At 67.3% G+C, this 26,059-nt stretch carries 24 protein-coding genes; 13 read left to right on the forward strand and 11 right to left on the reverse strand.

Translation table 11 applies throughout. From position 1 onward, the window contains the following. The first annotated feature begins 22 nt into the window (after positions 1-22). Genes MAA8898_RS00660 through MAA8898_RS00670 form a run of 3 tightly spaced genes read left to right on the forward strand, consistent with a single transcriptional unit; the run spans position 23 to position 1,874 of the window. Positions 23-964, forward strand: a complete 942-nt coding sequence (locus tag MAA8898_RS00660) for a 1-phosphofructokinase family hexose kinase (RefSeq protein WP_094019037.1) — start codon at positions 23-25, stop codon at positions 962-964. A gap of 2 nt (positions 965-966) precedes the next feature. Next, on the forward strand, positions 967-1,494 hold the full coding sequence (thpR, locus tag MAA8898_RS00665; RefSeq protein ID WP_094019038.1) for an RNA 2',3'-cyclic phosphodiesterase: 528 nt from the start codon (positions 967-969) through the stop codon (positions 1,492-1,494). Next, positions 1,491-1,874, forward strand: a complete 384-nt coding sequence (locus MAA8898_RS00670) for a metallopeptidase family protein (RefSeq protein ID WP_094019039.1) — start codon at positions 1,491-1,493, stop codon at positions 1,872-1,874. The genes thpR and MAA8898_RS00670 overlap by 4 nt, the downstream gene beginning before the upstream one ends. A gap of 283 nt (positions 1,875-2,157) precedes the next feature. Here the strand turns inward: MAA8898_RS00670 and MAA8898_RS00675 are convergent, their stop codons facing one another. Next, positions 2,158-2,625, reverse strand: coding sequence for a phage tail protein (locus MAA8898_RS00675; RefSeq protein WP_094019040.1), 468 nt, complete (start codon positions 2,623-2,625; stop codon positions 2,158-2,160). Positions 2,626-2,745: 120 nt separating this feature from the next. After that, complete coding sequence (locus MAA8898_RS00680; RefSeq protein ID WP_094019041.1) at positions 2,746-4,404, reverse strand: NAD+ synthase; 1,659 nt, start codon at positions 4,402-4,404, stop codon at positions 2,746-2,748. Between the two features lie 179 nt (positions 4,405-4,583). Between MAA8898_RS00680 and MAA8898_RS00685 the strand changes: the two genes are divergently transcribed. The 3 genes from MAA8898_RS00685 (at position 4,584) to MAA8898_RS00695 (ending at position 7,900) form a co-directional block, all read left to right on the forward strand. Then, on the forward strand, positions 4,584-6,035 hold the full coding sequence (locus MAA8898_RS00685) for an MORN repeat-containing protein (protein WP_094019042.1): 1,452 nt from the start codon (positions 4,584-4,586) through the stop codon (positions 6,033-6,035). Then, the gene (locus tag MAA8898_RS00690; RefSeq protein WP_176445027.1) at positions 6,032-7,315 is read left to right on the forward strand and encodes a PhnD/SsuA/transferrin family substrate-binding protein; all 1,284 of its coding nucleotides are present in this window, start codon (positions 6,032-6,034) and stop codon (positions 7,313-7,315) included. Before MAA8898_RS00685 ends, MAA8898_RS00690 begins: the two co-directional genes overlap by 4 nt. Positions 7,316-7,441: 126 nt before the next feature. Beyond that, positions 7,442-7,900, forward strand: coding sequence for a DsrE family protein (locus tag MAA8898_RS00695; RefSeq protein ID WP_094019044.1), 459 nt, complete (start codon positions 7,442-7,444; stop codon positions 7,898-7,900). Positions 7,901-8,052: 152 nt separating this feature from the next. Here MAA8898_RS00695 and MAA8898_RS00700 read toward each other — a convergent pair whose 3' ends face one another. The 5 genes from MAA8898_RS00700 to MAA8898_RS00720 all read right to left on the reverse strand — a co-directional run bounded on the left by MAA8898_RS00700 (position 8,053) and on the right by MAA8898_RS00720 (position 12,954). Beyond that, complete coding sequence (locus MAA8898_RS00700) at positions 8,053-9,576, reverse strand: cryptochrome/photolyase family protein (RefSeq protein ID WP_176445028.1); 1,524 nt, start codon at positions 9,574-9,576, stop codon at positions 8,053-8,055. After that, the gene (locus MAA8898_RS00705; RefSeq protein ID WP_094019046.1) at positions 9,573-10,238 is read right to left on the reverse strand and encodes an SDR family NAD(P)-dependent oxidoreductase; all 666 of its coding nucleotides are present in this window, start codon (positions 10,236-10,238) and stop codon (positions 9,573-9,575) included. Before MAA8898_RS00705 ends, MAA8898_RS00700 begins: the two co-directional genes overlap by 4 nt. A gap of 120 nt (positions 10,239-10,358) precedes the next feature. Then, positions 10,359-11,222 (reverse strand): sugar phosphate isomerase/epimerase family protein, encoded by an 864-nt coding sequence (locus MAA8898_RS00710; protein ID WP_094019047.1) that lies wholly within the window; start codon positions 11,220-11,222, stop codon positions 10,359-10,361. A 12-nt stretch (positions 11,223-11,234) separates the two neighbouring features. Then, a complete protein-coding gene (locus MAA8898_RS00715) occupies positions 11,235-12,143 on the reverse strand; it encodes an NAD(P)-dependent oxidoreductase (protein WP_094019048.1) in 909 nt (302 codons plus the stop codon). Positions 12,144-12,207: 64 nt separating this feature from the next. Further along, on the reverse strand, positions 12,208-12,954 hold the full coding sequence (locus MAA8898_RS00720; RefSeq protein ID WP_094019049.1) for an HpcH/HpaI aldolase family protein: 747 nt from the start codon (positions 12,952-12,954) through the stop codon (positions 12,208-12,210). 505 nt (positions 12,955-13,459) lie between these two features. On the opposite strand from MAA8898_RS00720, the gene MAA8898_RS00725 reads away from it, so the two are divergent. Genes MAA8898_RS00725 through MAA8898_RS00750 form a run of 6 tightly spaced genes read left to right on the forward strand, consistent with a single transcriptional unit; the run spans position 13,460 to position 19,430 of the window. Continuing rightward, positions 13,460-16,324, forward strand: a complete 2,865-nt coding sequence (locus tag MAA8898_RS00725; RefSeq protein ID WP_094019050.1) for a monovalent cation/H+ antiporter subunit A — start codon at positions 13,460-13,462, stop codon at positions 16,322-16,324. Between the two features lies 1 nt (position 16,325). Beyond that, positions 16,326-16,676 (forward strand): Na+/H+ antiporter subunit C, encoded by a 351-nt coding sequence (locus MAA8898_RS00730; protein ID WP_094019051.1) that lies wholly within the window; start codon positions 16,326-16,328, stop codon positions 16,674-16,676. Continuing rightward, entirely contained in the window at positions 16,673-18,274 is a 1,602-nt protein-coding gene (locus MAA8898_RS00735) for a monovalent cation/H+ antiporter subunit D (RefSeq protein ID WP_094019052.1), read from the forward strand. The genes MAA8898_RS00730 and MAA8898_RS00735 overlap by 4 nt, the downstream gene beginning before the upstream one ends. Before the next feature lie 3 nt (positions 18,275-18,277). Beyond that, positions 18,278-18,769, forward strand: coding sequence for a Na+/H+ antiporter subunit E (locus MAA8898_RS00740; protein ID WP_094019053.1), 492 nt, complete (start codon positions 18,278-18,280; stop codon positions 18,767-18,769). Further along, the gene (locus tag MAA8898_RS00745; protein WP_094019054.1) at positions 18,766-19,035 is read left to right on the forward strand and encodes a K+/H+ antiporter subunit F; all 270 of its coding nucleotides are present in this window, start codon (positions 18,766-18,768) and stop codon (positions 19,033-19,035) included. Before MAA8898_RS00740 ends, MAA8898_RS00745 begins: the two co-directional genes overlap by 4 nt. A gap of 11 nt (positions 19,036-19,046) precedes the next feature. Then, on the forward strand, positions 19,047-19,430 hold the full coding sequence (locus tag MAA8898_RS00750; RefSeq protein ID WP_094019055.1) for a Na+/H+ antiporter subunit G: 384 nt from the start codon (positions 19,047-19,049) through the stop codon (positions 19,428-19,430). 72 nt (positions 19,431-19,502) lie between these two features. On the opposite strand, the gene MAA8898_RS00755 is transcribed toward MAA8898_RS00750, so the two are convergent. Then, positions 19,503-21,704 carry an NADP-dependent isocitrate dehydrogenase gene (locus tag MAA8898_RS00755; protein WP_094019056.1) on the reverse strand — a complete coding sequence of 734 codons (2,202 nt, stop codon included), beginning with the start codon at positions 21,702-21,704 and terminating at the stop codon, positions 19,503-19,505. A gap of 243 nt (positions 21,705-21,947) precedes the next feature. On the opposite strand from MAA8898_RS00755, the gene MAA8898_RS00760 reads away from it, so the two are divergent. Then, positions 21,948-22,406: a rhodanese-like domain-containing protein gene (locus MAA8898_RS00760; protein WP_176445029.1), complete on the forward strand. Its 459-nt coding sequence runs from the start codon at positions 21,948-21,950 to the stop codon at positions 22,404-22,406. A 14-nt stretch (positions 22,407-22,420) separates the two neighbouring features. Here MAA8898_RS00760 and MAA8898_RS00765 read toward each other — a convergent pair whose 3' ends face one another. The 3 genes from MAA8898_RS00765 to MAA8898_RS00775 all read right to left on the reverse strand — a co-directional run bounded on the left by MAA8898_RS00765 (position 22,421) and on the right by MAA8898_RS00775 (position 26,047). Next, positions 22,421-23,536, reverse strand: coding sequence for an alpha/beta hydrolase (locus MAA8898_RS00765; protein WP_176445030.1), 1,116 nt, complete (start codon positions 23,534-23,536; stop codon positions 22,421-22,423). Between the two features lie 79 nt (positions 23,537-23,615). After that, entirely contained in the window at positions 23,616-25,040 is a 1,425-nt protein-coding gene (locus MAA8898_RS00770; protein ID WP_094019059.1) for an amidohydrolase family protein, read from the reverse strand. Next, positions 25,037-26,047, reverse strand: a complete 1,011-nt coding sequence (locus tag MAA8898_RS00775) for a medium chain dehydrogenase/reductase family protein (RefSeq protein WP_094019060.1) — start codon at positions 26,045-26,047, stop codon at positions 25,037-25,039. Before MAA8898_RS00775 ends, MAA8898_RS00770 begins: the two co-directional genes overlap by 4 nt. Between the last annotated feature and the right edge of the window lie 12 nt (positions 26,048-26,059).

A 26,059-nucleotide genomic window follows, 5' to 3' on the forward strand; every position in this document is an offset into this window, starting at 1 on the left:
CGCCAGAAACGGAGCGCGCCCAATGACCCAGATCCTCACCGTCACCCTCAACCCGGCGCTCGACCTCGCCACCTCGTGCAAATCGGTGGTGCCGGGGCCCAAGCTGCGCTGCGGCCCGGAAACGGCCGAGCCGGGCGGCGGCGGCGTCAACGTCGCCCGCGCCATCCATCAGCTGGGCGGGCAGGCGCGCGCGTTGGTGGCGCTGGGTGGCCCCAATGGCGACACGCTTGGCCGGCTGCTGGAAGAGCGCGGCCTCGACCTCGTGCGCCATGACGCCCCCGGCGACACCCGCCACAGCTTTTCCGTCACCGACGAGACCACCGGCCAGCAGTACCGCTTTGTCCTGTCCGGGCCACAGTGGAGCGCGGCGCAACTGGACGCCGTGCTGGATCACCTGGCGCAGGAAGCCCCCGAAGGCGCCTTCATCGTGCTTTCGGGCAGCATGCCGCCGGGCTGCGCTCCGGGCTGGATTCCACGCGCCTGCGCCCGGCTGTCCGGGCGGCGCGTGGTGGTCGATACCTCCGGCGCGCATTTGCACCATCAGGCCACCGCGCCCCAGCCCGCGCCGCACGTCCTGCGCATGGACAGCGCCGAGGCGCGCGAGCTGTCCGGCAGCGCCCTGACCACCCGCACCGACAGCGCCGATTTCGCCGAAACCCTGCGCCAGCGCGGCGCGGCCGACATGGTCATCATCGCCCGCGGCAAGGACGGCTCGGTCATCGCCACGCCGCAGGGCCGCTGGTTCGCTTCCGCCGCCAATGACACCGTGGTCAGCGCCATCGGCGCGGGCGACAGCTTTGTCGGCGGCTTCGTCATGGCGCTGGCGGCGGGGGACCCCGCCCCCGAGGCGCTGCGCAAGGGTACCGCGGCCGCGGCCGCGGCGGTCCTCAGCCCCGGCACCCAGCTCTGCCTGCCGCAGGACTACGCCGCCCTGCTGCCCCGCACCGCGCTGGAGCCGCTCTGACCATGCGCCTCTTCATCGCCCTCTGCCTGCCCGATCTCGCCCGCGACGATCTCGAATCGCTGCAATCCCGCCTGCCGGCCGGCCGCCCGGTGCCCTGGGACAACCTGCACCTGACGCTTGCCTTTCTCGGCGACCAGACCGAATCCACCGCCGAGGCGGTGCACGACGCGCTGGAGACCCTGCGCGCCCCGGCCTTTTCGCTGACCCTGACCCAAGGCACGGTCTACGGCGGCCGCCACGGCCAGGCCGTCGCCATCGAGGCCCCCGCCAGCGCCGAGCTGCGCGAGCTGCACGACCGCATCCACGCCCGCCTGCGCGGCGCCGGCGTGCTGCCGGACCGCCGCCGCTTTCGCCCGCATGTCACGCTGTCCCGGCTCAAGGGCCACGCCGACGCCGCGCCACTGCTGACCGCCCTGACCGGCGTCACCCTCGGCCCCTACCTCTGCACCGATTTCGCGCTGTTCGCCTCGACCCTGCACCGCGACGGCGCGGTGCACGACGAACTCGCCCGCTATCCGCTGACCGCATGAAAAGCCTCGACCACTTCCACGACGTCGCCCGCCGCACCGTCGACAGCTTCCCCGAACCGTTCCGCAAGCTGGCGCAGGCGGTGGTCCTCCAGGTGGTCGACTGGCCGCCCGACGACATCCTCGACGAGATGGAGATCGACGACCCGCGCGATCTGACCGGGCTGTATGACGGCGTGCCGATGACGGAAAAAAGCCTGTCCGACCCGGCCCCCTGGCCCGACACCGTCTGGCTGTTCCGCAAGCCGATCCTCGACGAATGGCGCGACCGCGGCGACATCGCGCTCGACGACCTGATCGCCCATGTCACCGTCCACGAATTCGCGCATCATTTCGGCTGGTCCGACGACGACATCGCCACGATAGACAGGTGGTGGGAATAGCAGGTCGCCCGCGTCCCAGCGCGGGCGACCAGTGGGCAGGGTCATGTTTCCACAGGAAACGTGACCGCCCACACCCCTCCATCCCAGGCACAACATCACCCCGCGTCCCAGCGCGGGCGACCGGGTGAGAGCCGGTCCGCAACGCGGTGCCCCTGCCAGTGGCAGGGGCAAGGCCCGAACGGGCAGCGCCCCGGGGCAGGGTCATGTTTCCGCAGGAAAGTTCACCAGCCACACCCCTCCATCCCAGGCGCAACATCACCCCACGCCCCGGCACAAGCTCCCGCTACTGCCCGTCCGCCACGCGCACCACGGTCTGATAGGCAAACTCCAGCGTCTGGACCGCCAGCGCGTCCCCATCCCCCACCGCATCAAAGGGCGCGACTTTCCATTTGACCGGCCAGGCCCCGGTGATGACCCAGGCCATCACCGGTGTCGCCTCGGGTCCGACCAGCGAAAGCTCGAGGTCCTTGGTTTGGATCTTGCCGGAAAAACCGCTCACGAGCGTGTTCTTCAGCCACTGGCCCAGATCGCTCGTCACGGACCCGATCAGGCCGCGCTTGCAGACAAGGTCGCGATAGCGATCGGCGGCGGGCAGCCGGTGAACATAAGCGTTTTCCCCACCTTCGCGGAACGGCACCTCGGTCAGATCGGCCTCGAGTCCCGAAACCTCCCGGAAACTCGCCATCACCCGGTCGTCACCGGACAGGCGCAGCTCGAACCGGACCGCGGGTAGTGGACCGAAGTCATTCATGGAAAACCCCTTTTGAGACCAATTAGGTATCCAACGATCCTGGCCTGTTGGGCCGGCGGGTGGGGCGCCTTTCGCCGCAGGCGAAACAGCGTCCGGCCATAGGCCGGCCCACCCGCCCCCTCAGCTGGGATCGCGCCAGCGGTTGACGATGGGATAGCGCCGGTCCAGCCAGAACGCCTTTTTCGTCAGCCGCACGCCGGGCGCGGACTGGAACCGCTTGTATTCGCTGATGTAAAGCAGGTGCTCGACCTTCTTGGCATCGGTGCGGTCATAGCCCGCCGCCACGCAGTCGGCGATGCTGCCGTCCTTGTCCACCAGGATCTCCAGGATCGCGTCCAGCACCGGGTAGTCGGGCAGCGAATCGCTGTCCTTCTGGTCGGCGCGCAGCTCGGCCGAAGGCGGCTTGGTGATGATCCGCTCGGGGATCACCGCGCCCTCCGGTCCCTTCATCCACGGCCGGTGATGCGCGTTGCGCCAGCGGCAGGTCTCGAACACCCGCATCTTGTAGAGATCCTTGATCGGGTTGTAGCCGCCCGCCATGTCGCCGTAGATCGTGGCATAGCCCACCGCCACCTCGGACTTGTTGCCGGTGGTCAGCAGCATCTCGCCGAACTTGTTCGACAGCGCCATCAGCAGCAGGCCGCGCAGCCGCGACTGGATGTTCTCCTCGGTCAGGTCCGGCTTTGTGCCTTCGAACAGCGGCGCCAGCGCCTCTGTCACCGCATCGCGCGGTCCCGAGATCGGCACATAGTCATATCGGCACCCCAAGGCCCTGGCGCAGGCCTCGGCATCCTCCAGCGAATGCCCAGAGGTGTATTCCGACGGCAGCATCACGCAGCGCACGTTCTCAGGCCCCAGCGCATCCACGGCGATGGTCGCGACCAGCGCCGAATCGATCCCGCCCGACATGCCCAGCAGCACCTTGGCAAACCCGGTCTTGCGCAGGTAGTCGCGCACCGACTCGACCATCACCCGGTAATCCTGCTCCCATTCGTCCGGATGCCTTTCGAACATCCCGTCCTCGCAGCGCCAGCCGTCCGGCCCGCGCACCATGTCCACCGGCACCACGCATTCGTCGAACACCGGCAGCTGCACGGCGATCCTGCCGCCCGGGTTCAGCACGAAGCTGCCGCCGTCGAACACCTGGTCGTCCTGCCCGCCCACCATGTTCAGGTAGATCAGTGGCAGGTCGGTCTCGACCACCCGCGCCACCATGTGGTTCAGCCGGGTTTCATACTTGTTGCGGTAGTAGGGCGACCCGTTGGGCACCAGCAGGAACTCGGCCCCCGTCTCGGCCAGCGTCTCGGCCACGTCCGGGTGCCAGGCGTCCTCGCAGATCGGTGATCCGATGCGCGTGTTGCCCACGGCATAGGGCCCGCCAATGGGACCGCTGTCAAAGATCCGCACCTCGTCGAACACGGTCTCGTTCGGCAACTCGTGCTTCAGCACGCGGGTCACGACGCGCCCGCCGTTGCAGATGAAATAGGCGTTGAACAGCTCGGTGCCCTCGACATAGGGCCCGCCGATGGCCAGCGCCGGGCCGTCGGCGCAGTCCGCCGCCAGCCGGTCGATCACCTGCATCGCCTCAGTGTGAAAGGCATGTTTGCGCACCAGGTCCTGCGCGTTGTAACCGGCGATGAACATCTCCGGCAGCGCCACCAGGTCGGCGCCCTGGTCGCGGCCCTGCTCCCAGGCGGATTTTGCCCGGGCGGCGTTGCCCTCCAGGTCCCCCACCACGGGGTTCAGCTGTGCCAGTGTCACGCGAAACCGATCGCCCATCGCGCTGCCCTTTCCTTCGCTTCCCCGCTGACATAGCAGACCCACGCCCGAGGGGAAGCCACAGGCCGCACGGCAGGATCCTGCCGGGACCGCCCCGGCATTAGACATTGCCCCCACGCGCCGCCTCCTTTAATTTCCCGCCAGACGGGACCCACCCAGACCAATAAACAGGCAAGCGCATGAAATCCGCAGGCAGTTTCCTCCTCGTTGCGATCCTTGCCCTGGCCGGCCCCGCGCTGGCGCAGGACGAACAGGTCGTGACCAAGCAATACGACGACGGCGGCGTCTACGAGGGCACCTTCCTGAACGGCTTGCAGCACGGCCAGGGCACCTACCGCCTGCCCAACGGCTACGAATACACCGGCGCATGGGTCGAGGGCGAAATTCGCGGCCAGGGCGTCGCGCGCTTCCCCAACGGGTCGGTCTACGAAGGCGACTTCGCCAAGGGCAAGCCCGAGGGCATGGGCCGCATCGTCTTTGCCGACGGCGGCACCTATGAGGGCCAGTGGCTGGACGGCAAGATCACCGGCACCGGCATCGCGCTCTACGCCAACGGCGTGCGCTACGAAGGCTCGTTCCGCAACGCGCTGCACCACGGCAAGGGCGTGATGACCGCGCCCAACGGCTATGTCTACGACGGCCAGTGGGTGAACGGCGTCAAGGAAGGCACCGCCAAGATCGTCTACCCCGACAAATCGGTCTACGAGGGCCGCGTGGCGGACGGCGAACGCGACGGCAGCGGCAAGCTGACCATGCCGGACGGGCTGATCTACGAAGGCACCTGGCGCGAAGGCCAGATCGACGGCGAGGGCAAGCTGATCCAGCCCAACGGCGACGTCTACGCCGGCCAGCTGGTCGACGGCCGCCGCGAAGGCCGCGGCAAGGTCACCTACGCCAACGGCGACATCTACGAAGGCCAGTTCAACAACGACCAGCGCCATGGCCAGGGCAGCTTTGTCGGCAAGGACGGCTACCGCTACGAAGGCAATTGGGTCACCGGCCAGATCGAAGGCCAGGGCAAGGTCACCTACCCCGACGGCTCGGTCTACGAGGGCGAATTCAAGGGCGACCTCGCCAACGGCATGGGCAAGATCACCTACCCCGACGGCGCGACGTATGAGGGCGAGTGGGTCGATGGCGTGATCCAGGGCAAGGGCCGCGCCACCTATCCCAACGGCCTCGTCTACGAAGGCCAGTTCGTCAACGCCCGCAACGACGGGCTCGGCGTGATGACCTACCCCGACGGCTACCGCTACGAAGGCATGTGGCAGGACGGCCAGCGCCACGGCGAAGGCAAGGCCACCTACCCCGACGGCACCGTCTACGAGGGCCAGTTCCGCGAGGGCCAGCGCCACGGCAAGGGCACCATCGTGATGGCCTCCGGTTTCCGCTACGAAGGCGACTGGGAGCGCGGCGAGATCAACGGCCAGGGCATCGCCGTCTACGCCAACGGCGACATCTACGAAGGCACCTTCAAGGAGGGCAAGCGCCAGGGCCAGGGCACCATGCGCTATGCCTCGGGCGAAGAGGCTTCGGGCGACTGGGTCGGCGGCGCGCTGCGCTCCACCCCCGCCGCCGATCCCGCGCCGCAGCCCGAAGCCGACCCGGCCGCACCGCCGGCGGACAATTGACCGCGCGGTCGCAGCGCTCCGATCCCGCAGACACGCGACTGACGACCCTTGCCCGCGCGGCCCTCGCCGCGCTGTGGCTGGTCCTGTTCATCCTCACCCCGCCCGCCCGCGCGCAGGAGGCAGACGGCGCCATCGTCCGCGTCGGCATCCTCGCCCATCGCGGCTGGACCGGGGCCGACAGCCCCTGGACCGACCTCGCCGCCTACCTGCAACAGCGCCTGCCCGGCCGCACCGTGCGCTTTGTCCCGGTGACGCTGACCTCGGCCGGGTCGCTGGTGAATGTCGGCGGGCTGGAATTCCTGGTGACCAACCCGGGCCACTACATCGACCTTGCCCGCACCTACCCGCTCAGCGTGCTGGCCACGCGCAAACGCGCCCTGCCGGACGGCAGCCACACGCTGCAATTCGGCTCGGCCGTGCTGGTGCGGTCGGACAGCCGCCTGGATACCCTGTCGGACCTGCGCGGCGCGCGACTGGGCGCGGTCGATCCGCAGGCTTTCGGCGGCTTTCAGATCGCCTGGTTCGAGGCGCTCTCGCGAGGCGTCGACCTGTTCCGCGACCCCTCCGAACTGGTGTTCTACGGCTTTCCCCAGGACGCCATCGTGCAGGCGGTGCTGGACGGCCGGATCGAGGCCGGGATCGTCCGCAGCGGGTTGCTCGAACGGCTGGTGGCCGAGGGCAGCGTGCCGCCGGGGGCGCTGCGCGCGCTCAACGCCAACGTGACCTACACCCACCCCGAGGCGGTCAGCACCCGGCTTTACCCGGAATGGCCCTTCCTCGCCCTCGCCGGGACGGACCCTGACCTGCGCGACGCGGTGGCGCTGGCCCTGCTGCAAAGCGGCGACAGCGGGCTGGCGGACCTCTGGGGCGCGCCGGTCAGCTACCACGAGGCGCGCGCGCTGATCGCCGCCTTCTCGGCCCGCGAGGCGCCGCCGGGCGACACGGACGCCGCCGCCGCGCGCTTCGGCTGGCCCGTCGCGCTGGCCGTCGTGCTGCTGGCCCTGCTGGGCGCCGCGCTGGTCCTGCGGCAACGCCGCGCGCCGCCTCCGCCCCCAGACACCGCGCTGGACGACGTGCCCCTGACCCGGCGCGAAAGTCAGATCCTCGCCCAGATCGGCGCCGGACGCTCCACCAAGGAAATCGCCGCCACCCTGGGCATCAGCCCCAAGACGGTCGAATTCCACCGCGCCAACCTGCTGCGCAAGTTCGAGGCGCGCAGTTCCGCCCAGCTGATCGCCCGCGCCGGACACCAGGTTTCCACCCCCGGACCCGAAACCTAGGGTTTTCCCGGGGTCGAAACCGGCAGGAAACACATGGTTTCGCCGGGTGGGCAGACGTTCACGCGATGCGCCATGCTCAGGTCACGCAGGGGAACACCCCGCACCCACTGGGAGGAGATCCACACAATGACCCGTTTCATCCAGCTTTTCGCGCTGCTCGGCGTGGCCGTCGCCGTCCTTGCCATGCCGGGCAAGACGCTCGCCGAAGGCTACGGCCAGCAAAAGGTCGTCTACCACATCAACTACACCGGCGGTGACGACAACAAGGCCTACACCGGCGCGATGCGCAACATCCAGAACCACATCGACGCCGTCGGCGCCGACAACATGGAGGTCCGCGTGGTCCTGCACGGCAACGGAGTCGGCCTGTTGCAGGCCGCCAAGGGCGACCCGACCATGCAGACCGTGGTGTCGGGCCTGAAGGAACAGAAGGTCAAGTTCAACGTCTGCAACAACACCCTCACCGGCCGGAACATCGACTACTCGAACGACCTCTACGACGTCTGGGAAGACGACATCGTCCCCTCCGGCGTGGCCGAACTGTCCAAGCTCCAGATCGAGGGCTTCACCTACATCAAGCCCTGAGCGATTCCCGTCCCGGCCGCCGCGCCGGGACCTCGCCGGGGCCGCTCTGCGGACAGGAGGCCCCGGCGCCAGGGCCGGGGCGGGTCATCCCCCCGGCCAGTTTTGTACAAAAAGACTTTTTTCGCGTACAAGACGTACCTTTTGTACAAAACTCAGACCGCCTCGCCCGCGTCCAGCCGGGCCAGCAGGTCGCCCGCCTCGCGCAGCACCGTATCGCGCCTGTCCGCGTCCATCCGGTCAAAGGTCCGGTACATCTGCGCCATGCGCGGGTTGCCTTCGAAACGATCGCGGTGCCGGTCCATGAAGTGCCAGTACAACAGGTTGAAAGGACAGGCTTTTTCCCCGGTCTTGGCCTTCACGTCATAGCTGCACTTCTTGCAGTGGTCCGACATCCTGTCGATGTAGTTCCCGGACGACACATAGGGCTTGGACGCGATGATCCCGCCATCGGCAAACTGGCTCATCCCTACCGTATTTGGGGCCTCGACCCATTCAAACGCGTCTATATAGACGCTCAAGTACCACTCATGCAGCGCATGCGGGTCGATCCCCGCCAGCAAACCAAAGTTCCCGGTCACCATCAGCCGCTGAATATGGTGGGCATAGGCCTCCTCCCGCGTCTGCGCCACGGCCTGCTCCATGCAGCGCATCCCGGTCGGGCCGCCCCAGTAGACCTCCGGCAATTTCCTGTTGTGTTTCAGTACGTTGCGCTTCGGATACTCCGGCCCTTCGCGAAAATAGATGCCGCGCACATACTCGCGCCAGCCGATGATCTGGCGGATGAATCCCTCGGCCGCGTTGATCGGCACATCGCCTTTTTCATACGCCTTTTCAACGGTTTCGCACACTTCCAACGGCGTCAGCAAGCCGATGTTCAGGTAGGCCGACAGCAGCGAGTGGTAGAGAAAGCGGTTCCCGTCCAGCATCGCATCCTGAAAATCGCCGAACTTCGGCAGCGCATGGTCGACGAAATGCGCCAGCACTTCCAGCGCCTGCCCACGCTCCGTGGCAAATCCGAATGGCCGCAAGCTCCCGAAATTGTTGCAAAATTTCGCCTCGACCAGTGTCAGCACCTCCTCCGTCACCGCGTCCGGTTCGAACCAGAGCGGTTCATGTGTGATCCCCTCCCTGGCCGGCTTGCGATTGTCGTGGTCATAGTTCCACTGGCCCCCCGCCGGATCGTCCCCCTCCATCAACAGCCCGGTCCTGCGCCGCATCTCGCGGTAGAAATACTCCATTCTCAAGGCCTTGCGCCCCTCGGCCCAACCGTCGAACGCGCGGTGCGAGGCGATGAAGCGGTCATCTTCCAGCAGCTTCACTTTCAGGGGGCAGTGCCGCAAAGCATTGATAAGACGCCATTCTCCGGGTTCCGTGGCGATCACCTCGGAGGCTCCCGTCTCCTCCGCCCGCCGCAACAGCTCACCGCAGATCGACCCGGCGTTTTCGGTGTCGTCCAGCTCGGCATAGCGCACGTCCCAGCCCTCGGCTCGCAGAAGCGCGGCGAACTTGCGCATCGCCGCCAGGATCAGCGCGATCTTCTTGGGATGATGCGGGACATAGCCGGTTTCGTCTGTGACCTCGGCCATGACCACAATATCTTGTGTCTTGTCCGCCGCCTTCAGCGCCGACACCCCGTCCGATAGCTGGTCCCCCAGCACCAGCACCAGCCGGCTCACCAGGGAATCTCCTGCCCGGCATAGTCAAGAAACCGCCCGGTATCGCGCGCCGACAGCCCCCGCATCACCTCCACCAGCCGTGCGGCGGCTTCGTCCGCCGTCACGGTGGGATGCCGATCCGCGTACTTGCGGGTAAAGGCGGTTTCCACCGTGCCCGGATGCAGGCAGACGCAGGCCAGCTGCCGATGCGTGCGCGCCAACTCCACCGCCGCCGTGTGCAGCAGCTGGTTCACCCCCGCCTTGGCCGCGCGGTAGCTGTACCAGCCGCCCAGCCGGTTGTCCCCGATCGACCCGACCCGCGCCGACAAGGCCGCGAACACCGCCCGCCGGTCGCGCGGCAACAGCGACACGGCGTGTTTCAACACCAGCATCGGCCCCACGGCGTTCAGCAGGTACTGGTCCATCAGCGCCTGCGCGCTCAATGATTTCAACGTCTTCTCCGGTTTCGCCCCGCCAATCTCCAGCGCGCCGGTGGCGACGAAGACCAACTCATACGGCCCCTCCAGCCGCCGCAGCCCGTCGCGCACGCAGGCCTCGTCGGTCACGTCGAACCCGCCGCGCGACCGTGACAGCCCGGTCACGGCAACCCCCTGCGCCCGCAGCCGCGCGGCCAGCGCGCCGCCGATCCCGCCACTGTCCCCGATGATCAATGCCTGTTCCATGACCCGGAGCTAGCGGTGCAGCCCAAGGCTTCAAGCGGCACCACCCCGCGCCCGCAGCTTCTTCTTGGCCAAAATACCTCCGGGGGAGTCTCCCGCAGGGAGACGGGGGCAGCGCCCCCTCTACCCGAAGATCTCGCGGAACAGCCCGACGTTCTGCCGAAACCCGGCCTCGAAATCGCCATCCCCAGGGTGATAGACGCTTTCGAACGACACCACCCCGGCATAGTCCTCCGCCCGCAGCGCCTCCGCCAGCTGCGGGTACTGGCCGGCCAGCTGCCCCTGCCCCATCGGCCGCACCTCCAGCGTGGCCTTCGGCGTGTCCACCATCACGTCCTTGATGTGGACATGACCGATGTAGCCGTCCCGGAGCACCTCGTAACCCTCTGGAAAACAAGCCTCATGGCACCAGCAGGCGTTCGCCGGATCCCACAGCACCTTCAGCACGTCCCTGGCCCCCAGGTCGTCGATCAGCCGCCGCGCCGTCCAGGCGGAATTGACCATCGTGCCGTTGCCGGTCTCCACCACCAGCGTCACGCCCTCGGCCCGCGCCAGGTCCACCGCCGGGGCGATCAGCGGCAGCATCGCGTCCCAGGCGCCGTGCGCCACGTTCCACTTTTCCGCGCCGTGCGAGCCCCAGAGGATCTGCTCCTTGCGCGGCGTCATGATCCGCACCAACGGGGAACCGAGCACCTGCGCCATGCCGATCACCCGCTTCAGCGCCTCCATGTGCCTGACATGCAGCGCGTCGCCCGGAACATTGTCCTTGGTCATCCCGGCAAAGATGTGCCGCGACAGGCAGCACACCGGCACCCCCCGCCCGCGCAGCAGCGCGTCCATCTCGCGAACCTGCTGCGGGCTGTGGTCGCCCACCTCGGCATCCCAGACGAACTGCAACTCGGCATATGTGATGCCGAATTCATCCATGACATCAAGGGTATGCGTCAGGTCCCGGCTGATCCCGTCGCAGATGACGCCCAGTTTCATGCCGCGCGCCCCTCAGTCACGGCGCTTGGCCTCGGCCCGGTGCAGTTCCGCGCCGACGATCTCCTCGATGACCCTGGTGCAGATCCAGTTGTCGCCTTGCGGATACCTTGTCCGCCCGGCGGTAAAGATCTGCATCGCGGCGGCGGCGGTGTGCAGCGGCACGCCCAGTTCCTCGCCCAGGTCCATCGAGATGGTCAGGTCCTTGTGCATGGTGTTGATGTGGCTGCCGGTGCCCTCGAAACGGCGGTCGATGATCTTTTCCAGCGCGTTGTTCACCACGCCGCAGCCGCCGGAGGAGGTCGAGAAGACGTCGAGGATCACCTGCCCCGGCACCCCCGCCTTGGCCGCCAGCGCCGCCGCCTCGAAGGTGGCCGAGAACATCGACCCCAGCAGCGATTGCAGGCAGGCCTTGACGGTCTGGCCCTCACCCGGGCGGGTGCCGACGCGGTGGATGTTGGCGCTGACCGCCTGCATCGCCGGGGCAAAGCGGTCCAGCACGTCACCCGGTGCGGCGGCCATCATAGTCAAAGTCCCGGATTGCGCGCCGGGGTAGCCGCCCGACACCGGGCTGTCGATCAGATGCACGCCGCTGCCCTCCATCGCCGCGCCGATCTCGCGCGCGTCGATCGGTTTCACCGTGGCGCTCAGGATCACGCAGCCGCCCCTGGGCAGGGTGTCGCGCAGCCCGTCAGGGCCCAGGATCACGTCCCTGGCCTCGGCCCCCGTCATCACCATGACAAAGACCACGTCGGAGGCGCGCCCGACATCGCCCCTTCCGGCCTTGGGCTGGGCGCCCATCCCGGCCAGCGAGGCCGTGCGTTGCGTGATCAGGTCATAGCCGCAGGTCTCGAACCCCGCCTTGGCCAGGTTCTTGGCCAGACCCGACCCCATGTCGCCAATACCGATGACGCCTGCGCACATCTCCGTCTCCTCCCCTGGATTTTCGCCCAGCTTAGCGGCGGAAAAGGACGGCGCGAGGAAATTTTCAGCCGCGCGAGAGGCCCCGCTTCAGCGCCACGAGGTCCAGGTCCTCGGTGATGAAGCTTGCCCCGGCCTCCACCGCCCTTGCGCCAAAGTCGCGGTCCAGCGTCAGCAACCCGGCCGGAAGCCCCGCCGCGCGGATGCGGCGGATGCCGTCCAGCACGGCGGCGATCACCTCGGGGTGCGACGGCTGACCTGGATAGCCCATCGAGGCGGCAAGGTCCGCTGGCCCGATGAAGATGCCGTCGATGCCCGGCACCGCCGCCATCGCCTCCAGCCGGCCCAGCGCCTCAGCGGTCTCGGCCTGGATGATCAGGCAAATCTCATCGCGCGCGCGGGCGTGGTAGCCTTCGATCCGGGTGAACCCGGTGGCCCGCGTCATGCCCGCCACGCCGCGGATGCCCCTTGGTGGATAGTCCACCGCCTGGGCGGCCTGGGCGGCTTCGTCCTCGTTCTGGACGTAGGGAACCACCAGCGTCTGGATGCCGATGTCCAGCAGGCGCTTGATCTCGGCCGCATTCAGGCAGGACGGCCGCGCCAGCGCGGAAACCGGATAGGGCGCCACCGCCTGCGCCAGGGGCAGCACGCGGATCGGGTCGATCGGCGAATGCTCGCAGTCGAACAGCAACCAGTCAAAGCCGCAGCCTGCCATCATCTCGGCCGCCAGCGGATCGGACAGGCTGCACCAGATGCCGCGCTGCAACCGCCCCTCGCGAATCGCCGCCTTGAAGGCGTTCTTCTTCAGGTCCATGGATCGTCCTCCCCCGGTGTCCGCCCGGACCCTAGACGCAAGCCGGGGCCAGTGGCAAACGCGAATGCCGTGGCGCCCGGCGCGAGGGCGTCAGGGGCACAGAACGCAGCCCGAACGGCCCTTTCCGCCCCATGTTTGGGTCATGTTGGCGCTAAACCAGTGCGAAATTATCAGGTTTGACCTTGCGGCCAGCGCCCCGCACCCCACTATTAGGGCGGAAACGCGCGGAACACCGCGCGAGGGACAGGGACACAGCCGCGTCGTGACGCATCCGACGATCATCACAAGTGGACGCGCGCAGCGCATGAACCGAACCTCGTTCGGCCTGTTCCGCTTCTGTCCCTGCGGCCTCCGCGATCCCTGGACATCGCTGCGACGGCGTTGAATCGCCGGCATCCTGCTGTTGTGCCACCGCGCCAGACGCGCGGCCTTTGTGCAAAGCTCGTTGCAATCCGGTCCGGCTTTTCGGACAAACCCTTAATGTTTCGATCCAGCGGAGACGCGTATGACCACTGAGAGCAGTCTTCTCCCCATCATCGCGCTGCTGCCCTTCCTCGGCGCCCTTGTCCCCGGGATCATGATCCGGGCAGGACGCAACGCCACCGCCAGTTTCACCGCCGTGCCGACGGTCCTGGCGCTGGTGATGCTGGGCACGCTGACGCCGGGGGTGATGGAGGGCACGGTCTACACCTGGTCCATGCCCTGGTTGCCGCAACTGGGGCTGGAGGCGGCGTTCTTCCTCGACGGGCTGGGTCTGATGTTTGCCTGCATGATCCTGGGCGTCGGCCTGCTGATCACGCTCTATGCCCGCTACTACCTGTCGGGCGAGGATCCGGTGGGCCAGTTCTACACCTACCTGCTGCTGTTCCAGGGCGCGATGCTGGGCATCGTGATTTCGGACAACATCCTGCTTTTGCTGGTGTTCTGGGAACTGACCTCGCTGTCGTCCTTCCTGCTGATCGGCTATTGGAAACACCTGCCCGAAGGCCGCCAGGGCGCGCGCATGGCGCTGACCGTGACCGGCGCCGGGGGTCTGGCGATGATCGGCGGGATGCTGATCCTGGGCAACATCGCCGGCAGCTACAACCTGACCGACATCCTCGCCGCAGGCGACGCGATCAAGGCGTCCGAATGGTACACGCCTGCGCTGATCCTGATCCTGCTGGGCGCCTTCACCAAGTCGGCGCAGTTCCCGTTCCACTTCTGGTTGCCGCACGCCATGGCCGCGCCCACGCCGGTGTCGGCCTACCTGCACTCGGCCACCATGGTGAAGGCGGGCGTCTTCCTGATGGCGCGCATGTGGCCCGCGCTGGCGGGCACGGACATGTGGTTCTACCTGGTGGCCACCACCGGCCTGATCACCATGGTCATGGCGGCGATCATCGCGCTGTTCAAGGATGACCTGAAGGGCCTCTTGGCGTTTTCCACCGTGTCGCACCTGGGCCTGCTGACCATGCTGCTGGGCTTTGGCACCGAGGCGGCGGCGATCGCGGCGGTGTTTCACATCCTCAACCACCTGACCTTCAAGGCGGCGCTCTTCATGACCGCCGGCATCATCGACCACGAGGCCCACACCCGCGACATCAAGCGGCTGGGCGGGCTGGCGAAACTGATGCCCATCACGGCGGTGATCGGCGTGGTCGCGGCGCTGTCGATGGCCGGCATCCCGCTGTTCAACGGCTTCCTGTCCAAGGAATTGATGCTGGAGGAAGCGTCGCACACCGTCTGGTGGGAAAACCCCTGGATCGTGCCCGCGCTGGCGACGCTGGGCGCGGTGTTCTCGGTGGCCTACTCGTTCCGCTTCATCTTTCACGTCTTTGGCGGCCCGGTGCGTGACGACTACCCGCACAAGCCGCACGATCCGCCCGCCGGCATGTGGCTGTCGCCCGCGTTCCTGTGCATCTTCGTGGTGCTGATCGGTGTCGCGCCCTTCCTGGCCGAGCCGGTGGTGAACATGGCGGCGACCGCCGTCACCGGGCACCAGACCCACGCGCATCTGAAGCTGTGGCACGGCCTGACGCCCGCGCTTTACATGTCCATCATCGCGGTGGTCGCCGGCGCGGTCATCCTGCTGCTGCACCGTCCGCTGGATGCCGCCTGGATCAAGGCCGGGCCGTTCTACGCCAAGACCGCCTTTGACGCGGTCATCGCCGGGGCGGTGCGCCTGTCGCGCGGCATCTCGGACACGTTGCATGATGGCGCGCTCAGCCGATACCTGGCGATCTTTGTCGCCGCGACGCTGGCGGCGGGCTTCATCGCCTTCAGCGGCGGCGAGCTGGGCCCGCAGACGCGCGAACTGACGCCGGTGCCGCCGGTGGTCTGGGTCGGCTGGGTGCTGATGCTGACCGCCACGGCGCTGGTCACCTTCCAGCATCACCAGCGCTATCGTTCGCTGGTGGTGATCGGGGTCATCGGGCTGATGGTGTCGGCCGGGTTCGTCTATATCTCGGCGCCCGACCTGGCGCTGACGCAGATCTCGGTCGAGACGGTGACCATCATGCTGCTGCTGCTGGCGCTGCACTTCCTGCCCAAGACGACGCCGGTCGAAAGCTCGGCCGGGCGGCGCGCGCTGGACGGCGGCATCGCCATCGCCGCCGGTCTCGGCGTGGCGGCGCTGTGCTTTGCCTTCATGACGCGCGATTTCGACTCGATCTCGGGCTATCACCTGGCCAATTCCTACAAGGAAGGCGGTGGCACCAACGTGGTGAACGTGATCCTCGTCGACTTCCGGGGCTATGACACCTACGGCGAAATCATCGTGCTGGGCATCGCGGGCCTCGCCATCTTTGCCCTGATGGAGGCGCTGCTGTCCGGACCGGCCGGGGCGCGGCTGCGCAACTCCGGCTACAACTGGGACCGCTCCGCCGACCGTCATCCGCTGATGATGGTGGTGGCGACGCGGGTGATGATGCCCATCGCCATCATGGTCGGCATCTACATCTTCCTGCGCGGGCACAACCAGCCGGGCGGCGGGTTCGTCGCAGGACTTGTGGTCTCCATCGCGTTGCTGATGCAGTACATGGCCTCGGGCTTTGCCTGGACGACGCGGCGGCAGAGGATCGAGTATCACGCCATGATCGGCTGGGGGGTCGTCATCGCCGGGTTGACCGGCGCGGGGGCCTGGCTGTCGGGCACGCCGTTCCTGACCTCGGCCTATGGCTATGTGCACATCCCGCCGATCGAGGAATTCGAACTGGCCACCGCGGCGCTGTTCGACCTGGGCGTGTTCCTGACCGTGCTGGGCGCGGTGATGCTGATGCTGTTCAGCCTCAGCCGCATGGCCCGCCACGCCGGAGAGACGGTGAACCCCGAACCGATGGACTACGACCCGTCGCGCCCCGCGAAACTGATCGGGAAAGGAGAGGCCTGAGATGGAATTCGTCGTCGCAAGCGCCGTCGGCGCGCTGACCGCGGGCGGGGTCTACCTGATCCTCCGCCTGCGCGCCTTCCCGGTGATCCTGGGCCTGTCGCTGCTGTCCTATGCGGTCAACGTCTTCCTGGTGTCGACCGGGCGGCTGACCGTCAACGCCCCGCCGGTGCTGAATAAATACGCCGAAGTCACTTACACCGACCCGCTGCCGCAGGCGCTGGTGCTGACCGCCATCGTGATCTCATTCGGCATGACCGCCGTGCTGGTGATGTTCGCGCTGGGGGCCTACCTCGAGGCGGGACATGACAAGATCGACATGACCGAGACCGCAGAAAAGGACGACACGGCATGAATCACTGGATCATCGCCCCCGTCGTGCTGCCCGCGCTGATGGCGCCGTTGATCGGCTACGTCATGCGCCACGACATCGTGCTGGCGCGGGTGGCCTCGGTCGCCTCCACGGTGGCTCTGACGCTGATCGCCTTCGGCCTGACCGTGCTGGCCATGGACGGCGACACCCATGTCTACCGGCTGGGCGACTGGCCGGCGCCCTTTGGCATCGTGCTGGTGCTGGACCGGCTGTCGGCCATGATGGTGCTGCTGACCTGCGCGCTGGCGCTGATCGTGCTGTGGCACGCCATCGCCACCGGATGGGACGCGAAGGGGCGGCATTTCCACGCGCTCTACCAGTTCCAGCTGATGGGGATCTGCGGCGCCTTCCTGACCGGCGACGCCTTTAACCTGTTCGTGTTCTTCGAGGTGCTGCTGATCGCCTCCTATGGCCTGATGGTCCATTCGGGCGGCGAACAGCGGGTGCGGGCGGGCCTGCAATACCTGGTGATGAACCTGGGCGGATCGACCCTGTTCCTGTTCGCGCTTGGCACCATGTACGCCACCACAGGCACGCTCAACATCGCCGACCTCGCGGTGAAGGTGCCGCAACTGAGTCCGGGCGATGCGGCGATGGTGCGCGTCGCCGCGGTGCTGCTGCTGATCGTCTTCATGATCAAGGCCTCGCTGTTCCCGGTGCAGTTCTGGCTGCCCGGCACCTATTCCAACGCCCCCGCGCCCGTCGCGGCGCTGTTCGCCATCATGACCAAGGTGGGCGCCTATGCGATCATCCGCGTGCACACCATCGCCTTTTCCGGCGGCGCGACCGAAGGGATGGTGTCCGAATGGCTGTTCCCGGCGGCGCTTGTCACCGTGGCGCTGGGCGCTTTCGGCGTGCTGGCGGCGCGGCGGCTGATGCCGCTGATCGCCTTTTCGGTCATCGGGTCGATGGGGACACTGATGCTGGCCGTGGGCGCGATGGAGGCCTACGCGATGGAAACCGCGCTGTATTACCTGGTGCATTCCACCTTTTCTGCGGCGGCGCTGTTTCTGATGGCGGACCTGGTGATCACGCGGCGCGGGTCGGACGTGCTGACCGTGATGCCGCCGGTGGTGCAGAACGGGCTGTTCGCGGCGCTGTTCTTTGCCGCAGCCATCGCCATGGTGGGGATGCCGCCGCTGTCGGGCTTTCTGGGCAAGCTGCTGATCCTCGACGCGCTGCGCGACCCCGCGCTGATGCCCTGGGCCTGGAGCGGTATCCTCGCCGGCTCGCTGGTGACCATCGTCGGCTTTTCCCGCGCGGGCAGCATCCTGTTCTGGAAAAGCACCGCCGCCGCCGTGCCCGAGGGCACCGGCCCGATCGACGCCGACCCCCTGCCGCCCAACGCCACCGGGTCCGAGATCGCGCCCAGCCTGGTGCTGGTCGCGCTGCTGGTGGCGCTGGCGGCCGCGGCCGGCCCGGTGACAGGCTACATGCGCGACGCCTCGGCCCAGCTGTTCGAACCGCAGCAATACATCGACACCGTGCTTGCCCCGGTCGAAAAGCCCAAGGACGAGCCCGAAGCCGACGCCCACGCCGACCCGCACGCGGCCGACGCCGCCAAGGACAAGGATCACTGAGCCATGCTGAAGCGTCTCTTCGCCCATCCGCTGCTCAGCCTGACCCTGCTGGTGGTCTGGCTGATGCTGGTCAACAAGGTCACGGTCGGCAACCTTTTGCTGGGCGGCTTCCTGGCCATCCTGGTGCCGTCCCTCACCGCACCCTACTGGCCCGGGCGGCCGCAGCTGAAACGGCCGTTCCTGGCGGTGCCCTACGTGCTGCTGGTGATCTGGGACATCGTCGTGGCGAACGTGCAGGTCGCCCTGATCATCCTGTTCAAGCCGCGCGCGCAGATCCATTCGCAGTGGGTGCTGGTACCGCTGGACCTGACCTCGGCCGAGGCGATCACCGTGCTGGCCGGGACCATCACCATGACGCCGGGCACCGTTTCGGCGCTGGTCTCGGCCGATGGCACCTCGCTGCTGGTGCATTGCCTGCACACGGATGACCCCGACGGCGTCCGCGATGACATCAAGTCCCGTTACGAGGCCCGGCTCAAGGAGATTTTCGGATGATCACCTATGCGCTCTACTTTGCCTTCGGCTGCTTTGGCCTGGCGCTGCTGTTCAATCTCTGGCGGATTTACCAGGGACCGGGCCAGGCGGACCGCGTGCTCGCGCTCGACACCATGGTCATCAACGTGATCTCGCTGCTGGTCCTGTACGGCATCCTGCAAGAGACCGCGATCTACTTCGAAGCCTCCATGCTGGTCGCCATGGTCGGCTTCGTCTCCACCGTCGCCTATTGCCGCTTTCTTCTGCGCGGCGACATCATCGAGTGAAGGAGACACAGATGCTGGCGGAAATCCTCATATCGGCCTTCCTGGTCATCGCGGGCGTGTTCGGCCTAGTCGGGTCGTTCGGCCTGCTCAAGCTTCAGGACACCATGCAGCGGCTGCACGCCCCGACCAAGGCCTCGACCCTTGGGGTCGGCGGCGTATTGATCGCCTCGATGCTCTACTTCTACCTGGTGAAGGAAAGCTTTTCCTTCCATGAGCTGATGATCACGCTGTTCCTGTTCCTGACGGCGCCGATCACGGCCCTTTTCATAGCGCAGACGCATATCCTGATGAACCTGCGTCGCAAGGACCTGCCGGAACCGGCGGGCGAACACGGCTGGTCGATCTACGACAAGCCGCCGGTACAGGAACCGTCCGAGGCGGCCGAAAAGGCCTGACGCCCCGCAGCGCACAACAAAAAACGCCCGCCAGGTTTCCCCGGCGGGCGTTTCCTTTTGCAGTCCGCCAGATCAGCCGATGATCGCGTTCAGCGTGGCCGAGGGGCGCATCACCGCAGCGGTCTTGGCCGTGTCGGTGTGGTAGTAGCCGCCCAGGTCGGCGGGCTTGCCCTGTGCTGCGGCCAGTTCACCGACAATCGCCGCCTCGCCATCGGCCAGCGCCTTGGCGATGGGGGCAAAATGCGCGGCCATCTCCGCGTCGTCGGTCTGCGTGGCCAGTGCCTCGGCCCAGTAGCGGGCGAACCAGTAGTGGCTGTCGCGGTTGTCCGGCTCACCCACCTTGCGGCTCGGGCTGCGGTCATTGTCCAGGATGCCCTGCGTCGCCGCGTCCACCGCGTCACCCAGCACGCGCGCCTTGGCATTGCCCTTGGCGTCCGCGAGGAAACGAAAGCTTTCGCCCAGCGCGCAGAATTCGCCCAGGCTGTCCCAGCGCAGGTGGTTTTCCGCCTGCAACTGCTGGACGTGCTTGGGGGCCGAACCGCCGGCGCCGGTCTCGAACAGCCCGCCGCCCTGCATCAGCTTGACGATGGACAGCATCTTGGCCGAGGTGGCCAGTTCGAGGATCGGGAACAGGTCGGTCAGGTAGTCGCGCAGCACGTTGCCGGTGATGGCAATCGTGTTCTCGCCCTTGGTGATGGTTTCCAGCGACGCGCGGGTCGCTTCGCGCGGCGCCATGATCTCGAACTTGTCGGCCACGCCCTTGGCTTCGAGGATCGGCTTGACGTAGTTGATCAGCTGCGCGTCGTGCGCCCGCGTCTCGTCCAGCCAGAAGATCGAGCGGTAGCCGGTTGCCTTCTGCCGTTCGATGGCCAGGTTCACCCAGTCCTCGATCGGCGCCTTGCGGGTGCTGGCCGACCGCCAGATGTCCCCGGCCTGCACCTTCTGCGCGTGCAGGACAGTGCCGTCCTCCAGCACCATCTTGACCTTGCCGTCGGCGGGGATCTCGAAGGTGGTGGGGTGGCTGCCGTATTCCTCCGCCTTCTGCGCCATCAGGCCCAGGTTCTGCACCGTGCCGGCGGTGGCCGGGTTCAGCTTGCCGTTGGTCTTGAAGAAGTTGATCGCCTCGTCATAGACCGAGGCATAGCAGTTGTCGGGGATCACGCAGGTGGTGTCGTGCTCCTTGCCGTCCGGGCCCCAGCCCTTGCCGCCCGCGCGGATCAGCGCCGGCATCGAGGCGTCGACGATCACGTCCGACGGCACATGCAGGTTGGTGATGCCGCGGTCCGAATCGACCATGTAGAGCGGCGGGCGCTCGGCCATGACCTTTTCGATGGCGGCCATGATGGCGGCGTCGTCCTTCACCCGGTCCAGCAGGTCGCCCAGGCCCGAGTTCGGGTTCACGCCCAGCGCGGCCATCTGTTCGCCGTACTGGTCGAACACCGGCGCCAGCCACGCCTTGACCGCGTGGCCAAAGATGATCGGGTCCGAGACCTTCATCATCGTCGCCTTCAGGTGCAGTGAGAACAGCGTGCCGTCGGCCTTCACCCGGTCGATTTCCCTGGCCAGGAAGTCGCCCAGAACCTTTGCCGACATGAAGGCCGCGTCGACGACGGTGCCGGCGGGATAGGACACGCCGTCCTTCAGCACGGTTTCACCGCCGGCGGTTTCCAGCACGATCCTGGCCTTGGCGGCGGCGGGCAGGGTGGCCGAGATTTCGGTCGCGCGGAAATCGTTGCCGGGCATCGAGGCGACGCGCGTCTTGCTGTCGGCGCTCCAGTCGCCCATGCGGTGCGGGTTCTTCTGGGCGTAGGACTTCACCGCCTTGGCGGCACGGCGGTCCGAGTTGCCTTCGCGCAGCACCGGGTTCACGGCCGACCCCTTGATGGTATCGTACTTGGCGCGGACGGCCTTTTCCTCGTCGGTGGCGGGCGCTTCGGGGTAGTCGGGCAGCGCGTAACCCTGCGACTGAAGCTCCTTGATCGCCGCCACCAGCTGCGGCACCGAGGCCGAGATGTTCGGCAGCTTGACGACGTTGGCGTCGGGCTGCTTGACCAGTTCGCCCAGCACGGCAAGGTCGTCGGTCTGGCGCTGCGCGTCGATCAGGTACTCGGGGAAGGTCGCGATGATGCGGCCGGCAAGGCTGATGTCGCGCGTGCCGATGGTCACGTTGGCGGCTGCGGCGAACTTGCGGAGGATCGGCAGCAGCGAGGCCGAGGCCAGCTCAGGTGCTTCGTCAACCTTTGTGTAGATGATGTCGGGGGTCTTGTCGGACATGGATCCAGCCTTTCTGAAATCGGGTCGCTGTTTGGCCCCTCCATAGGCCAAGCGCGCGGCCGCGTCTACAGTATGCAGCAGTATACAGTGTCGCATCCGGTCTTTCCGCCGTGCACCGCCGGTCGGCCCGGTTCCGTTGCGTGTCCCATGGCCTCCACGGGTGACACGCGGAAAAAATCCAGCCGGGGGTTGGCTTGGTTTCAATTATATTCCATATGCAGAATATCTATAGACCCCGATTCCATGACCGAGGACCCGATGATGAGCCGACGCATGCTGCTTGGCGGGCTGGCCGCCGCAACCGCCACCTCTGCCTTTGCCTACATGACCGGCGGCGCGCGGACCAAGGCCGTGTCAGAGGCGCGCGCCTCTGCCGACCTTGCCCCGCGCGACGGGCGGCTGCTGGTGGATATCCGCGAACCGATGGAGTGGCAGCAGACCGGCGTCCTGCCCGGTGCGCGGCTGCATCCGTGGCGCTCGGCCGAAGGCTTTGCCGAGGCGTTCCGGGACGAGATCGCCAAGGCGGACGAGATCCTGATTCTCTGCCGCTCGGGCAACCGCTCCAGCAGCGCGGCGCGGGCGCTGGCCGCCCTGCTTGACCGCGAGGTGGTGGACGTGGCCGGCGGCATGATCCGGCTGGCGCGCGAAGCCGAGGCGCAGGTCGTCGCGCCCACGCGCAGGATGGGCTGCACCGTCTGCTGAAGACTTGACCCGGCCTACTGTCCTTCGGCAGGCGCGTTGACGCTCGCAGCGTCCGCCAGCGCGGTTTCACCCTGCAACACGTCCTGCAACAGGATGTCCACCGCACGGTCCGGTTCCTCGAAAAGCGGGCTGTGGGCCGAGTCGCGGAACAGGTAGAAGCCTTTCACCGGGGCCTTGATCGCGTCGAAATAGACGCGGGAGAGGTCCGCGTTGGCAGTGTAGTCGTGCGCGCCGCTGAAGAAATAGACCGGGAGCGCGAAATCGGTCAGCCGCGCGGACAGGTCGTCGCGCAGCAACTGCTCCCAAAAGAACGGCCGCGACCAGAGCTTGCCACGCCAGATATTGACCTTTTCGGCCAGGGTATAGGCGCGCACGCGCCACATCGGCAAGAAGACGCCCGTGATGACGGAGTCCATGTCGTGCATGTGGCCCACGCCGACGCCGTGCATCGCCCGGTCGCGCAGCCGCATCCAGGCCGGTGATGTGCCCTGCTCCAGACTGACCGGCGCGGCCTCCAGCCGCCGGACCATTGCCGCGTCGCCGCGCCGCCGGTATTCGGCCAGCAGGTAATCGCGCGCCATGACCTCGGAGCGCAGCTGGTGCGCGATCTGCGCCATGCCGACATAGGCGGTGTAGCGCCCGGGCGCCTGCGCCGCGACCTGGATGCCCAGGTAGGCACCCCAGGAATGGCCCAGCAGGACGATCCTGTCCTGGCCAAAGCGCCTGCGCAGGTAGTCGGTGACCTCGATGGTGTCGGCGATCATCTGCGCCATGGTCATCGTCTCGGGCGGAATGTCGGTGGAAAAGGACATGCCCGCGCCGCGCTGTTCCCACCAGACCACGGTGAAATGACGCGCGAGGCCAGTGGGATAGTCCTGTTCCATGAAGAATTCGACCATGCCGGGGCCGCCGTGCAGGAACAGCAGCACCGGGTTTGTCGGGTCGGCGCTCTGGATGAACATGCCCTGGGGGATGCCGCCGATCCGGAGGGTCACACGCTTGGACAGGCTGCCGGGGATCACCTTGCCCGCACCATCGCGCAGCGGTGACAGCCGGCCCGGGCTGACCAGCCAGAGCGCGCCCAGGCTCAGCATCAGAACCGCCGCGAGCAGGATAAGCGCGACCGTCATGGTGCGCCTGACCCGCCTGAGAGCGCGGGGTGTCCGGGTGCCGCCCATTCTGCCGCTCCTTTCTGTTTGCCAGGCATGACTACCGGCCAGCCTCCAGCAGCTGCGCCTCGATCGCGTTCAGCGCGGCGCGGTCCAGCACACGCCCCCGGATGATGACGGCCGCCGGGCGGCGCAGCGGTGCCAGCCCGTCCAGCGGGTTGGCGTCCAGCAGCACCACGTCGGCGCGGCGGCCCGGCGCGATGGTGCCGTCCTGATCCGCCAGCCCGAAGAAGCGCGGCGGCGCCACCGTCGCGGTATACAGCGCCTCACGCGGGGACAGGCCGATCTCGACATAAAGGTCGAGTTCATCCAGCAACGAAAAGCCGTGAAACAGGTAAGGGTTTGCAAAGGACGCGTCACTGGAAGCCAGGATCGGAATGCCCGCCCTGTGCGCCATCAGAAAGGTGCGCCGGTCCAGCGCGATGGTCTGCGCCGCCAGGGCGCGGACCTCGTCCGTCATGGCGTCCAGCCGGAAATCCGGCCGCCCCCAGGCCTCGCGCAGCTGCGCCGGGATCATGCGCATCCGCGGCGCATCGGGCGCGGGCCAGTTGCCGATGTAGAAATCCGCAACGACAAGGGTCGGGCTGACGTGCATCCCCGCCTGCGCCATTCGGGCCAGCACCCGGTCGCACAGCCCCGCGTCCCAGGTTTCAAGGATGATGCGGTTGCGCCCGGCCATGATCTGGAACAGGCGCGCCGTTTCGGCAGCCTCGGCCACGGCGGCGCGCAGATCCACGATCATCTGCGCCTCGGCGGTTGAACAGGCCATGGCGACGCGGCCGAAATGCTCCATCCCGGATTGCCCGGCCGCGATGGCCGTGCCCAGCGCCACCTGTTCCGGGATGTGGCCGACCAGCGGCAGGCCCTGCGCTGTCGCGGCTTCGGCCAGGCCCAAGTAAGTCGCCTCGTCCAGCATCGAGTAGGATTTGACCGTGGCCCAGCCTTCGGCGGCCACCTGCGCCACGATGGCGCGCGCCTCCTCCGGGGTATCGGCCAGGAACATGCCGGGCCAGGACCCCGGCCGCGCGTCGACCCAGGCGCCGGACAGCACCAGGCGCGGGCCCGTGACCTCGCCGGTTTCGATCTGCGCCTGTAGCGCCTGCTGCACCGCGATGGGCCAGAGCGCGCCCATGTCGCGGATGCCGGTGATCCCGTTGATCAGGTAGAGCAGCAGCGCGGTGTCGGGTTCCTCCTGCGAGGAAAATATGTCGACATGGCTGTCCCACAGGCCCGGGATCAGGAACCGCCCCCCGGCATCAAGGACCACGGCATCGGCTGCCGCAACGTCTGTGCCAATCTCGGCGATCACGCCGTCCCGGATCAGAAGCGATTGGCCGGGCCGCAGCGATCCGGCCTCGACATCGACAATCGTCACGTCGGTCAGCAGCGTTGTCTCGGCCCGCGCCTCCACCCCGGCGAGAAGGGTCAGCGCAAGGGCGATCATCCTCAAGACAGGCGGTTTCATGGTGCCGTTACCCTCAGGACAAGCTTGCCGGCGGCTTCCCCGGCCTCGAGCCGCATATGGGCGCGGCGCACGTCGTCCAGCGGCATCACCTCGGCGATCACCGGCGTGATCTGCTGTTCCGCCAGCAGCGTGAAGAGATGCGCCAGGTCCTCACGGAACCATTCGGGGTGCTTTCGCCGCATCGCGCCGATGGAGTAGAAGGCGGTGGCATGGCCATTGGGCAGCCAGTCCCACAGCTTGAGCTTGACGAAATCCAGCGGGATCGACCCGCCGCGCCCCAGCACCTCGTTCTGGAAACCGAAGGCGACAAGCATCCCGCCCGGTTTCAGCGCGTGGAGCGAGCGGGACAGGCTGTCACCGCCCAGCGGGTCAAAGACGAAATCGACACCACCGCCGGTGGCCTCTTGCAGCACCTCCTCCGGTGCGTCGGCCGCAAGCGGCGTGGCGCCCAGGCTGCGGATCAGATCGTGCTTGGCCGCGACATCGGTGCCATAGGCGACGATCCCGGCGATCCGCGCCAGTTGCAGCAACGCCGTGCCGACCGCGCCGCCCGCGCCGTGGATCAGAAGCGACTGCCCTGCCCGCGCCTTGGCCACGCGGTGCAGCATCTGCCAGGGCGTCACCGCCGACAGGATCATGCCCAGCGCGTCGACCTCGGACAGGCCGTTCGGCACCGGGGTCAGGCGGTCCTCGGGCAGGCAGAGATACTCGGCATAGGCGCCGATGGTGGTCAGGTCCGCCACCCGGTCCCCGAGGCGAAAGCGGGACGCTTCGGGGCCGATGGCGTCCACCACGCCGACCATGTCGTAACCGGGGGTAAAGGGCGGTTTTTCCGTCACATCGGGATACAGCCCCTTGCGGATCATCACGTCGGTGAAGGCGGCGCTGGTCACCAGCACGCGGATGCGCACCTGGGTCCCCTGCGGCTGGGGCAGGGTCTGAAGCTTGGTCATCTCCAAGTTTTCCGCGCCGCCAAAGCCGGTCAGAACGATCTTTTTCCACGTCATGTCAGTGTTTTC

It is taken from the genome of Antarctobacter aquimaris, from assembly GCF_900184945.1.
GTDB lineage: Bacteria > Pseudomonadota > Alphaproteobacteria > Rhodobacterales > Rhodobacteraceae > Maliponia > Maliponia aquimaris.